Raw genomic sequence first — 11,944 nt, 5'->3', positions numbered from 1 at the left:
TACTCATCTCCATTATTCAAATATATGAATTATCATATGTCAGGAGATAGAAATGGCATGGGTTAAACGGTATGAGAAAAGCACAAAAAAAGCCGCCAAGATAAGATCCTTGGCAGCAATATTCATTTATTCTAATAGTCCACTAAGTTCAGAGGCTTTTATTTCGGCGGTCGTTTTGTTACCAGGCGTTAATCCAAGCTTTTGCGTCATTTGCTGGGAGATGTTACCAAGTCGCTGCGTGTGCTCCGTTGCGGATTGGATGATTGTCCGATTCGACTGCTCGAATAAATCCAACGCGGCGAATAGGTCCGTCATTCCTCGCTCAATCGAATCCATCTGCAAGCCAGGTTTCCCAAGCAAATCGTTCGTTCGTTGTGTTGTTTCTTTCAACAGTCGCGAATTTTCCTCAAACATTTTATTCAACGTTGAGTTCGCGGAATTCACCGCTTCAATCGTTTGAACTTGATCTTCAATCGCCATCGAGATCATCGCTGAAACCGTTAGTAGATTCTGTGTTTTATCAATCGTCGCATCTACGGCATCAATCAGTTTATCGTTGTTATCGTTAATGATATCTGTGCCGGCAATCGCTTGTTGATACAGAATTACCATCTCTTGAAAGGACTGAATCCGCGTTACGACCTTGCGAAGTCCTCTCTCTAAATGCGTTTTACGATGTTCATTCTCCGGTTTGGCAATTTCGACTTCGAAGAGTTGTTTCAAATTCTCTCCCATCGCAATTCGCATTTGCAAATTATAGACGGATTCAATTGAATTTTTCTTCAGCGTCTTCATATATGCCATGTTTTCTTCCAGCGTTTCTTTCCCATTACGAAGGGATTGTACAATGGCATTAACATTTGTTTTGACGGATTGATACTTATAAATATAGTTCTTAAGAGGTGTCTTCTTCATCATTTTCTCAAAGAAACCAAGTTGCTTACTCTTGCTTAACGAATCAATTTCGCCGCGAAGCTTCAGAATGTTGTTTTGAACCTCTGAGCGTTTGCCTGACATCAATTCATTCACTGGACGTTCCAGCATCGCTAGGGATTGTCCCGCTTGTTCCATCGTTTTGGAACCCATGCGTCCAATCGAGTCCATTAAGGTTTCTAATTCCATTGTATCGGTCGACGAAACTTTCTCAAGTAATTGCTTGGCTTCTTGCTCTACTTTCTGCAAATCGGTTGTTTTCAATTGCACCAATTGGTTTGACAAGTTATCCATGCCTCCTTAGTCTGTTGAACGATAACGCTGTTGAATTAATTCCATCCGTGTCTGCAACTCAATTAAGTCTTTTTGCTCGATTGTTTCTACGTAGTCAGTCAACTTGGAGTTAATATCCTTGATTCCTGTAAGAAGAAGACGACGATTCAAGCGCTTCGCTTCCCCACCTAACTTCAGAAAGGGATTAATGGCCCCATTGAGATCCTTGAAAATTAATCGTTGTATGTTATGATTCATATTTGCATCGTTTAGCTCTTTCAATTGTGGAATTAACCGGCCTACCCGTGAGAGCAAACTAAGTGTCTTCTCAACGATTTCATCATCTAATGTATTCTTCTGGCCCTCCGAAATCATCGTTTCTTCAATGACATGGATGTACTCGGCTATGGGTCCCCAGAAAGGATCAATCTCTGCTTGACGCTCATCTTCGCTAGATGTTATGGCCGTCGGTGCAGGTGTCCTATTGGCAGTAGGTTCGTTTATTGGTACGGGAGTCGTAGTTCCCTTAATCGCTTTGGAAGAACGTCGCAGAACAAGTACTGTTCCAAAAGTCAGTGCGGCTGGGACTAATAAATTAACCGCTTCCGGTAAGAAATTCGTCGTAATGAGACTGACGACATAACCTGCAATGGATATGCCTGCGGCGACTTTGAATTGCTTTTGCATACACGTTCACACCCCTGTTCCATCGTGTTACCCATTAAAATCATATCTCCCCTAGCGAATGATGTCAATTTATATGCAGGCAAAAAGCCAGATAAACGCATCACACGTCTACTGGCCCTATCGAATTTTACGAGTTGTATAAGATTATCCCTTGACAGCTGTATTCGATATTCCTTGAATGATGAACTTCTGACCCAGCATGAAAACGAAAATCATCGGTAGAATAGCCGCACTCGCCGCTGCCATCATTCCGTTGTAATCCACATTGAATTCCATAATGAAATTCTGCAAACCTAACGGGATTGTATATAATTTGCGATCTGTCAGAAAGACAAGCGCATTCTCGTAATCGTTCCAATGCCATGAGAAATCAATGATGGCTAATGTAGCCATGGCAGGCTTAGCTAATGGAAGCATTAGTTGAAGAAATATGCGATAATGACCTGCGCCATCCATGAATGCCGATTCCGAAATTTCGGATGGAATTCGAATGAAGAACTGCCTCATTAGAAATACACCGAAAATCGATATCATACCAGGCAAGATGAGTGCCCAGAGAGTATTATAGATGCCTACCCATTCAAACATAATGAATTTGGGGACGAACAACACCTGCGGTGGAATCATCATCATCGACAAGTAGATCAGAAACAAGGTGTCTCTGCCTTTGAACGTAATTCTAGCGAAGCTATACGCTGCTAATGACGAGAGTAAAGTTGCACCAATTGTACAAACAACGGCTACTTTGATTGAATTCATATAATATGTGGCAAAGCCCATGCTGCCTGTCCACACTCGAATATGATGTTCCATATTAAAATGGGACGGAATCCAGCGGATCGGATATTCGAATACTTCGGCTGGCGATTTAAAAGACGTACTGATCATCCATATGAATGGCATAATCATAGCCAGACCGAGGATAAACATGATGATTGTCGTTCCTGCTTTGGTCAGGGTTGCTAGTGGCAATCGCTTCTTGGTTCGAACTTTTGCACTTGCCCTAATGTCTGATTGCACAGTAGCCATTGAGGTTACCTCCTATTCCATTGTTCGCCTTAATAGTGAACCCATTTCTTTTGCCCAAACCATTGGACGAATGTAATTGCCGCGATAATTAAGAATAAAACCCAAGAAATCGTAGATGCGTAGCCCATTTCATAATAGCCGAACGCATTTTTGTAGACGAATAGCGATAGGATTGTCGTACTATTTCCAGGACCACCTTGTGTAATCGCTTGAATCAATCCAAACGATTTGATGGTCATAATTAAGCCGGTAATGAGAAGCAAGAACGTCGTCGGACTAACGATTGGGAAAATGATAGATTTAATTTTGACCCATCCGCTCGCGCCATCCACTTTAGCAGCTTCAAGCAGCTCAGGCGAAATTTCTTGTAAGGCCGCTAAATAAATAATCATATTATAGCCGAGCATGAACCAGATCCAGATGATATCAATGGCCATCATAGACGTTTCCGTTGTAGACAGCCAGCCTGGTGGATTGGATACGCCTATCCCTCTTAACAGTTGGTTGATCGGGCCCTCCGAAGGTTGAAAGAGCAGCATCCACACGAAAGCAACAGCCACACCACTTGTAATGTAGGGTAGAAAATACATGGCTCGCAGCAGTCCTTTGGCAAACACATGCTTATTCAATACTAGAGCCACAAGAAACGCAAGCATGATGGAAATAGGTACTGACACTAGATACCATCCCGTATTTCGGAGCGAAACATAGAACAGATCATCATGGAGTAGACGCTTGAAGTTATCGATCCCCACGAAATGATAATTGGGATTTGCAAATTGATAATTCGTGAATATGAGGCCGAAAGAGAATATCGCTGGTACGATAAAAAAGAGGAGAACACCCAGCATGTTTGGTGCAATAAATAGGTAGCCGGTAAGACTTTGTCTGGCCATCCAGTTTTTCTTCACATCCGATAACCTCCCTTAGTAGGCATACAGGGGAACCAGCCGAAGCCACTCCCCCTGCTTATCTAATTATTTGGTTGTTTTCAAATATTCCGTATGACGCTTTACCATTGAAGCTAACGTCGTCGCTGTGTCTTGCTTGCCTAAGAAAAACTTCTCATATTCTTCTCTGCGAAGGTCCATAACTTGTTGAGGCAGGTTACGCGTGAATGTAGGCGTAATGTTCTCAAAGAGTACAAATTTCAATGAAGGAATATCATACGTACTTTCGTTCTCACCTAGCAGGAGCTTCAATGCATCCTCAACATTCGCATCCTTGGAAGCAGGAATCCGTCCACCGGACGCAAGCGGGAGAAGTCCACCGTCTGCATACCACTTCAAGAACTTCCATGCGGCATCTTTGTTCGTCGACTTCGCATTGATCGAAACGAAATCTCCTAATCCACCGCGGCCAATCGCATTTTGCTCATTGCTGTCTAGTCTCGGAACAGGTGCGAAAGCGATTTTGAATGTCCGTGGATTATCTTTCAGGTTATTAGAATTGCGGAATATCCATGAACCAGCATTCAGCATGGCGCTCTCACCTTTAAGAAACATCGTTTCTACAGGCATCTTCGTTGTCAATTGTTCACCAAGCATTGGCGTACTCTTATCCTTCATCATGGCACTCAACGTATCTAACCATGTGCCGACCATTGGATTATCTAGATTGGAACTACCATCTTTCTTCGTATACCCATCGTGAGTCAATGCGGAATCTAAGGAATCAGGGAACGATTCTAAATGCTGGACAAGCCCAAAACGCTTATCCCCCTTCAACTTCGTCGCATAATCCTGCATTTCTTTCCATGACCAAGATGTAGGTACTTTGAGTCCAACCTGATCGAGCATCTCCTTGTTAAACCAGACGAAGAACGTGCTCTTCACGGTTGGTATACCGTAATACTTGCCATTAACTTGCCAATCCTTCGCCGTCGAGCCCATCTTCTGTTCAATGTTATAATCGGTATAGCTGCTCATGTCCAACGCTACACCAGCATCTACACGCTTCTTCAAAGCCGTACCTGAATAGTTCACGAATAAATCAACACTTTGGCCTGTGAGTAGTGCCGTATCTAACTTCAGGTTCCCTGCATCGTCATTCACATAACGTTCGTATTCCACTTGAATGTCTGGGTTCTTTGCATTCCAATTATCGACTACCGCCTGAGGACCGGATTCTGGCGGAACGCCACCCCACATTTTCAACTTAACGACCTTGCCAGTGGCGGCAGTTGCTGTAGTACTAGGGCTAGTCGTACTGGCGCCGCTGGAGGCTGTGTCACCAGATGTATTCCCGCATGCTGTAAGACCTAAAGTAAGAGCTAGTGCACCAAGCATCATTGTGTTCTTTCTCTTTGTCATTTCGATTGACCTCCTGCAATTGATTTCTTACAGTTCCTACTTTATCACCCATTCCGAATGTGAATAAGAAACAGAATCCATGAATTCATAGAACAAAAGTCACATTGTCGAATTAGCACGAAATGGGTTATGTTCGGTTTCTGAAGCTTGCAGGCGTCCCGCCAGTGAAACGTTTGAAAATTTTAATGAAATAATTGTCATTCGCAAATCCAACTCGTTCACCTATTTCACTAATCGTTCGATCCGTTTCGCGCAGCAATCTTTGGGCATGTTCAATTCGAATCCCATGCAAATATTGAATGATACTTACTCCCAGCTTCTTCTTAAATAAACCGCTAACGTATTTGTCATCCATACAAACTAACTTTGCCAGTGTATCTAAAGTAATTTCTTCCGCATATTGCTCATGCAAATACGTAATGATTTTGTTGATCTCGGGATGATCCGATTTAGGAATGCGTGAAGCGCTCAAGTGTTTGAAATGGGCTTCCAAACGCGCAATGAACACCGATTTAAGGCGCAAATGGTCCGTTGCGAGCAGAACCTCTTCGTCAGACGAAGTAAGTTGAGATATTCTCGCACACAAATGCACAATTCTCGCGGCAGCTTGTTTCACTTGCCGCTGTGGAGCATGCTGGACTTCGAATTTCCCCCACAGTTCATTTACAGCACCAAGAACGGCTTCCCACCTTAGCTGCTCCAAGTTGTGCCAGATTTCATGCTCCAAACCCCACGTATCTCCAGTTTCATGGAATGGTGAACCTAACGAAGTGCATAGCTTGGCACTAAACGTAGGCATATACCACTCCTTATTAAGTGCCACGAGGACGTTTTGCCATGCGACTATAAGCTTTTCAGCTGGAGTTAATATAGTATAGATTAGGCTATAGGGTAAGGATAGTTCTGTATTCATGCTGAAATATGTAGAAGCTGGCAGCCACATGAAGAAGTAGCTCACACCTTCGAAGGTCAAGGAATGCCAAACCGCTGTTGATGCCACATCGTGTTCTATCAGGTTAAGCATCATGAAATCATCTAGTTCGTATGCTAGGCTGCCGTGTTGTACCGCGATGATGCTGAACTCACGCCCATGAACACCTGGAACCACAAGCTCACTTTCTTTGGCATCCGGGTGTTGTCCTCCTCCCATCATGACCTTCCACAACTTGTATAACACAGTTTGAGCTTCTCGGATTTCGGCATTTCTACGGTCGCTAAGCTCTTTCTCTACCTTGCTCATCGTCTCTGCTAACGTAGCATGATCCATATACAGTTTCAGCATATAACTCGTCGCCCCGAACTCCAGCGCTTGCTGAACGTTGTCGAAGTCACTCATCACCGTCAACATGACGAAACGGCAGGAGAAACCTTCCTTCCGTGCTTGCTTTAACAAATCAACACCATTCATAAGCGGCATCACAATATCTGTAATGACAACATCAGGTTGGCATTCTCGGATTTTATTCATGGCCTCTATGCCATTGCCTGCTTCCCCAATAATGGTGAAGCCCATTTGCTTCCAAGGCATCGTTTCTCTCATTTTTCTTCGAACGAAAACCTCATCCTCAACGAGTAGTACCGTCCACATGGTGATCATTTCCTTTCTGATAGGGGGTGGACATTAGGAGTGGAAGCTGAATCCGAACCGTACAACCATGTGATACTGGAACGAAAGCAAGACTGGCTTCTTTCTTGAAAAGGAGGGCTAAGCGCTCTCTCAAGTTTTGTAAGGCGATACCATGGGAATCCTCTTTGGACAGCCCTTCGCTATAGGCAAGTCCGACGCCATTATCGACCACCTCTAGGATAAGTTGAGCGTCTACCGTGTACACATGGATGGAAATATGTCCGTTCTCTTGAATCTGTGAGATGCCGTGATAAATTGCATTTTCAACAATGGGTTGAAGGCTAAGTTTCGGCACAAGTGCGTATTTCAAGTCATCGGCAACCACATACTCAACTTGGAATTGTTGATCATATCGGAATTGTTGAATATAGACATAACCGCGAACAAGTTCTAATTCTTGTTCTAAATGAATCAGATCCACATCGAGCTTAAGTCCCGCCTCCGTCAATCTGCCGAGTGACACACAAATTTTCGGGATCGCGTTGTCCCCTTTCTCCAATGCCAGCCAGCGTATGGTGTTCAACGTATTTAACAAGAAATGAGGGTTCATCTGCGAAAGCAGCATTTGGAAGCGACTGGCTTCCTTCTGGCGTTCCTCGACTTTTAATCGCTGCACGAGACCGTTCATATCAACAATCATTTGATTAAATGCTTGTACAATCGGCTGAATATCTCCGCCATATTTCTGATCAGGAAGACGTACTTTCAGCTCTTTACGAACGACATCTTGCATTTTAGTTTGGATGAGTCGAAGTGGGCGCGTGACCGCAGATGCGATGAGAAACGTCATGATTATAAAGGCTATAGTGAACAAAATTAACGTCCCCATATAAGCGTTCTGGATAGCCCGAAGCTCCGCAAAGAGCACGTTAGATGGCACAGTTTTGATCAAATACGCTTGGAATGAAGGTACAACGGTATAGTTAATAAACGTACTCTCATGGGTGAAAAAACCGCTGCTGGAACCGACTGTTAACAATCGATTAATAATCGGTTCTTCCAAAGACGCCGTCGCCTTTTCTAGGCCAGCCTGCACGATCTCTTTCCCTTTGTGATCGATCAAATAATACTGCTCGGAAGTTGCACTTCCATTCGTTGCTGATTTAAACCAGCTTTCATAGTCCACCGCAATATGGATGATCGCTCGAATGGTGCTGTCTGCATCCCTGAGAGGCGTAGAAATCGCTACAAGCTGTGGGCTTTTGTTTACATCGTACAACACTTCATTACTTTCCAATTGCCATTTGTAAGGTGCCGAGGCGGTTAACGCCGTTTGAAACCATGGCTTTGCCTGTATCACATCATAATTCAATCGCTGCGCAGGAGGGAAAGAGGTATAGACATTACCAAGTAAATCTACAATTGTATAGAAAACCGGTGGGCTGGAAATAAACAGACTGTTCGTTACCGAACGGAACCGTTCTTCAATTTTGCGTTGATTTATAATTTGATCGGCAACTTCAGGCTGCTTTAACACCGAAATGACGGACGAATCTTGCTCGAACATCGTAATTGTTTTAAATGTCGTGGCCAGCAGACTTTCCAGTGATTCATTCATTTTGTTCATTTGGAGAAGGCTTTGCTCACTCGTTTTTTGTTGTAAATTGAGCTTCACTTTTTGGAAATTATACATATCTAACACGGAAAAAGGCAGCAAAATAAGTACAATAAATGCCAGAAATAGACGATATTTTAAGGTTAATGATGAAAACCAGTGGAGTAGCGGCATGTGAATATTCCTCGCCTTCAGCGGTACTTTCTCAAATATTTTCTTAGTCTATCACAAAGCGCTTTGGAATGAGAACAAACTGGGGAAGCCCCTCTCATTCTAAGAACTTCCCTTCAACCCTTCAAGGAACAAAATCCACTATTTCATAGAACGATTTATTGATTTCGCCCCTCATATAAATAAAAACTGCCCGCAAATAGATAATTCTATTTGTCGGACAGCTCTAGGAAAGGCAACATAAACTAGGGTAAACGATTCCTCTCTTGCAGCATCGAAGCCCGCGGTCACCGCTACATTTCATACTCGTTCCATGCCATTCTCCTCCTCGAAATAAAAAAAGCATTCGATCCATAGATCAAATACTTTGCCCAGGCGAATGGCTGTTATGAAATATGTGCTCCCCCGTATTAATCTACGTTTCGTCAATTACATATACCAAATATTCCTTTAATTGTCATCAGATCATTCTCTGGAAATCAAGCCATTAATTGTTTCAATAAAAATATGGCCGTCACCCACATGATTAATGCCGAAACTTTATTGAGACCCCTCATAAATGTGTTCGATTTATCTAACTTCCCAACCTGTCTCCCCACCACGGCAAGAGCCAAAAACCATATCCATGAGACTAGTATGCAGGCAATGGCAAATGCCCATTTTTCTTTGCCAATATAGTGAATTGAACTGGTACCAATCACGCCAATCGTATCCAATATAGCATGAGGGTTTAAAAGTGACACAGATGCCGCAAATGCGATCTGCTTCTTAGGTGATAATGCTTTCTCATCCGATGATGTGGCAGCAGGCTTACTTGTCCAAGTAACAAACCCCATATACATGAGGAAAAGTATCCCTAATATGAAAAGTACAAACTTAATAGCAGGAATCGTTACAATAACGACGGAAATGCCTAGAATAGCCAAAGTAATAAGTGCCGTATCACATATGGATGCTGTTAGAACGACAGGCAATGCCTTACTTAAACGTGATTGTGTTACACCTTGATTGAATACAAATACATTTTGAACTCCTAACGGTAAGATTAGACCTGCTGATAAAAGAATTCCTTGGAAGATGGCAGTAAGCATGATGTATTTCTCCTATCTACAAATCATCGTAAATCTAAATCACTCTAGTTTCAAAATTTCACATATTCATTGAGAACCTCATCAATTGTTCGACGGGATATTGCCGCCAATCCAGGGTTCTTGTCTATATAATAAGCATAAGCAACTAATCCGAAGGAAAGCGCCCACCCGCGTCCTCGCTCCCATGTTGCCTCATCAACTGTCAACAAGGAGCGGAATTCCTCTCGACTCCCCTTCGTGAGAAAAGTCCATGCCACCATGAGGTCACATGCTGGATCCCCCACACCTAACGTGCCGAAATCGATCACGGCACTTAATTGTCCCTGTTCAATAAGAAGGTTCCCGGGATGTAAATCCCCATGGATCCAAACACCCTGTCCTTGCCATTCCTGGGTTTGAAGCGCCAAATTCCATTGTGCCAATGCAACGTCAGGGTCGATGATCCTATTTAGGCTCGTGATGGCATCTCGAACTGCGCCATCTCTCATGGCTAGGGGTTCACCTCTGCCGGAATTATGAGCACCAGGCGCAGGGCCACCTGTAGCATCAATTGCCTGCATGGCATTGATGAATTGTGCAATTGCAATCGCCGCTTGCTTATAGCTGTCTAGTTGGCCAACTGTTGCATTCTCCCCTTCTAGCCAACTATACACAGACCAGAACCACGGGTAGTTTTCCGTCGGGACACCTTTTGCTAAGGGAACTGGCAGCGATATCGGGATCATCGGAGCTAGCTTAGGCAGCCAACGCTGTTCCTTCTCCACCTGTCCAATGGCCCATTCTGCTCGCGGTAACCGAACCGCCATATCATCACCAAGACGATAGATCGCATTGTCTGTTCCAGCTGAATCTACAGGCCGAATTGGAAGCTCTGCCCATTGCGGAAATTGTGATGAGATTAGGTGTTGCACGCTTTTCAAGTCAATAGCTATCTCTTTCGATTGGCTCATTCGTACACATCCTTGGGAGTCATTCAAGCTTATAGAAATAATTCCAACTACACAGCTAACTTATCGATCTATCACGACTTTAGTCACAAATTTCTCAGTTCCAAATTCATACCCAGCAAACCAAATTTTCACCTGCTGACCAACGATGATATCTGAGAATTGTGCTGGCTCGCTTCCCTTTTTTAGTTGTGTAAAAGGCAGTAATTTATGCTTCACTCCATAGATTTCAATAAAACGCTCAACATTAACACCTTCTCCAGCAGCAAATACGCCTGTGACCTTACCACTTGCATCACCAACACCATTATCTTGTGTTATGATTTCAAAACGAAGCCCTGTAGCTTGACCGGGGTAACTTGTCAGCATCATACCATCTGTCCAAACTTTAACGGTAGATCCAATCTGAACATCATTCCATGGCAACTTTTTTCCATTGAACTTTATAGTTGCATTGTCTGATATGCTATACCAAGCTGCATCAGGCATTTTCTTATCTTGCCCGATAAATTTATCCATTGAAACGACAAGCATACCACCCTGCTCATTTAATGCCGTGATTTTCCCGTTTACTTCGACTTGCTTTTCTACTACCTTTCGATCACCGCAACCCGTAATCCATAAACATAGAATAATTGTACTGAGTACCATCGTAATGTACTTTCGCTGTCTCCACATGAGATACCCACCTTTCTTCCACGTGATAAGAAGCATGCCGGTCTGTCGTATGAATTAGACGTATATTCGTTGAGAAATGTTTCTATTTCATCACACACTTTGGTAAAATAGTCATGACTCATCATCACATCGGTATCATCATAAGGGGTGTTTGCAATGGCATACGAAGCCAAAACGAAAGCAACGGATAGCAGTGTCCTTGAGTTTATCGAAAATGTAGAAAGCGCAAAAAAGCGTGAAGACGCTTATCAATTGGTAGATATTTTTACGGAAGTGACAGGTTATGAAGCGAAAATGTGGGGTCCCAGCATTATAGGTTTCGGCACTTATCACTATAAATATGCGTCTGGTCATGAAGGCGATGCCCCTCTAGCTGGTTTCTCACCGCGCAAAGCCAAAATTAGCTTATACTTTGCTACGGAAGATACCTCTCGAGAGGAATTATTGCAGCAGCTCGGCAAGCATGAGGCTGCCAAAGCTTGTGTGTATATCAACAAAGTTGCCGATATCAACGTTGCTATCTTAAAAACTCTAATCAGCCAATCGGTCTCATTCCTGCAGGAACGCTATCCGAATCATAATTAAACCAAAAAAGGGGCCGCTTCCGCGTAGATCCATCTACACGGGGATTGCCCCTTTTT

11 protein-coding genes are annotated in these 11,944 nt (G+C 43.4%); 1 reads left to right on the top strand and 10 read right to left on the bottom strand.

The features are described 5' to 3' along the window. Positions 1 to 126: 126 nt before the first annotated feature. The 10 genes from A8708_RS22655 to A8708_RS22610 form a co-directional block, all read right to left on the bottom strand. Complete coding sequence (locus tag A8708_RS22655) at positions 127 to 1,227, bottom strand: toxic anion resistance protein (protein ID WP_068667563.1); 1,101 nt, start codon at positions 1,225 to 1,227, stop codon at positions 127 to 129. Between the two features lie 6 nt (positions 1,228 to 1,233). Then, positions 1,234 to 1,893 carry a hypothetical protein gene (locus A8708_RS22650; RefSeq protein ID WP_068667562.1) on the bottom strand — a complete coding sequence of 220 codons (660 nt, stop codon included), beginning with the start codon at positions 1,891 to 1,893 and terminating at the stop codon, positions 1,234 to 1,236. 144 nt (positions 1,894 to 2,037) lie between these two features. Further along, positions 2,038 to 2,922, bottom strand: a complete 885-nt coding sequence (locus tag A8708_RS22645; RefSeq protein ID WP_082927709.1) for a carbohydrate ABC transporter permease — start codon at positions 2,920 to 2,922, stop codon at positions 2,038 to 2,040. A gap of 29 nt (positions 2,923 to 2,951) precedes the next feature. Next, on the bottom strand, positions 2,952 to 3,833 hold the full coding sequence (locus tag A8708_RS22640; RefSeq protein WP_068667561.1) for a carbohydrate ABC transporter permease: 882 nt from the start codon (positions 3,831 to 3,833) through the stop codon (positions 2,952 to 2,954). A gap of 66 nt (positions 3,834 to 3,899) precedes the next feature. Next, complete coding sequence (locus A8708_RS22635) at positions 3,900 to 5,234, bottom strand: ABC transporter substrate-binding protein (protein WP_068667560.1); 1,335 nt, start codon at positions 5,232 to 5,234, stop codon at positions 3,900 to 3,902. Positions 5,235 to 5,361: 127 nt separating this feature from the next. Then, positions 5,362 to 6,822, bottom strand: coding sequence for a response regulator transcription factor (locus A8708_RS22630; protein WP_068667559.1), 1,461 nt, complete (start codon positions 6,820 to 6,822; stop codon positions 5,362 to 5,364). Next, positions 6,800 to 8,590, bottom strand: coding sequence for a cache domain-containing sensor histidine kinase (locus A8708_RS22625; protein ID WP_068667558.1), 1,791 nt, complete (start codon positions 8,588 to 8,590; stop codon positions 6,800 to 6,802). Before A8708_RS22625 ends, A8708_RS22630 begins: the two co-directional genes overlap by 23 nt. Before the next feature lie 476 nt (positions 8,591 to 9,066). Beyond that, the gene (locus A8708_RS22620; RefSeq protein ID WP_068667557.1) at positions 9,067 to 9,678 is read right to left on the bottom strand and encodes a LysE/ArgO family amino acid transporter; all 612 of its coding nucleotides are present in this window, start codon (positions 9,676 to 9,678) and stop codon (positions 9,067 to 9,069) included. Positions 9,679 to 9,728: 50 nt separating this feature from the next. Continuing rightward, positions 9,729 to 10,628 (bottom strand): aminoglycoside phosphotransferase family protein, encoded by a 900-nt coding sequence (locus tag A8708_RS22615; protein WP_068667556.1) that lies wholly within the window; start codon positions 10,626 to 10,628, stop codon positions 9,729 to 9,731. Between the two features lie 60 nt (positions 10,629 to 10,688). Next, a complete protein-coding gene (locus A8708_RS22610) occupies positions 10,689 to 11,303 on the bottom strand; it encodes a DUF3221 domain-containing protein (RefSeq protein ID WP_068667555.1) in 615 nt (204 codons plus the stop codon). A gap of 156 nt (positions 11,304 to 11,459) precedes the next feature. Here A8708_RS22610 and A8708_RS22605 point away from each other — a divergent pair, with 156 nt between their 5' ends. After that, a complete protein-coding gene (locus A8708_RS22605) occupies positions 11,460 to 11,888 on the top strand; it encodes a DUF1801 domain-containing protein (protein ID WP_068667554.1) in 429 nt (142 codons plus the stop codon). Positions 11,889 to 11,944 lie beyond the last annotated feature (56 nt).

This window comes from Paenibacillus oryzisoli, assembly GCF_001653565.1.
Lineage (GTDB): Bacteria > Bacillota > Bacilli > Paenibacillales > NBRC-103111 > Paenibacillus_E > Paenibacillus_E oryzisoli.
This window is presented reverse-complemented; position numbering and strand designations above follow the sequence as displayed.

Coding starts and splice junctions, on each gene's coding strand:
- A8708_RS22615 (WP_068667556.1), bottom strand. CDS start 10,628: ATGAGCCAATCGAAAGAGATAGCTATTGACTTGAAAAGCGTGCAACAC.
- A8708_RS22645 (WP_082927709.1), bottom strand. CDS start 2,922: ATGGCTACTGTGCAATCAGACATTAGGGCAAGTGCAAAAGTTCGAACC.
- A8708_RS22625 (WP_068667558.1), bottom strand. CDS start 8,590: ATGCCGCTACTCCACTGGTTTTCATCATTAACCTTAAAATATCGTCTA.
- A8708_RS22605 (WP_068667554.1), top strand. CDS start 11,460: ATGGCATACGAAGCCAAAACGAAAGCAACGGATAGCAGTGTCCTTGAG.
- A8708_RS22635 (WP_068667560.1), bottom strand. CDS start 5,234: ATGACAAAGAGAAAGAACACAATGATGCTTGGTGCACTAGCTCTTACT.
- A8708_RS22650 (WP_068667562.1), bottom strand. CDS start 1,893: ATGCAAAAGCAATTCAAAGTCGCCGCAGGCATATCCATTGCAGGTTAT.
- A8708_RS22630 (WP_068667559.1), bottom strand. CDS start 6,822: ATGTGGACGGTACTACTCGTTGAGGATGAGGTTTTCGTTCGAAGAAAA.
- A8708_RS22620 (WP_068667557.1), bottom strand. CDS start 9,678: ATGCTTACTGCCATCTTCCAAGGAATTCTTTTATCAGCAGGTCTAATC.
- A8708_RS22655 (WP_068667563.1), bottom strand. CDS start 1,227: ATGGATAACTTGTCAAACCAATTGGTGCAATTGAAAACAACCGATTTG.
- A8708_RS22610 (WP_068667555.1), bottom strand. CDS start 11,303: ATGTGGAGACAGCGAAAGTACATTACGATGGTACTCAGTACAATTATT.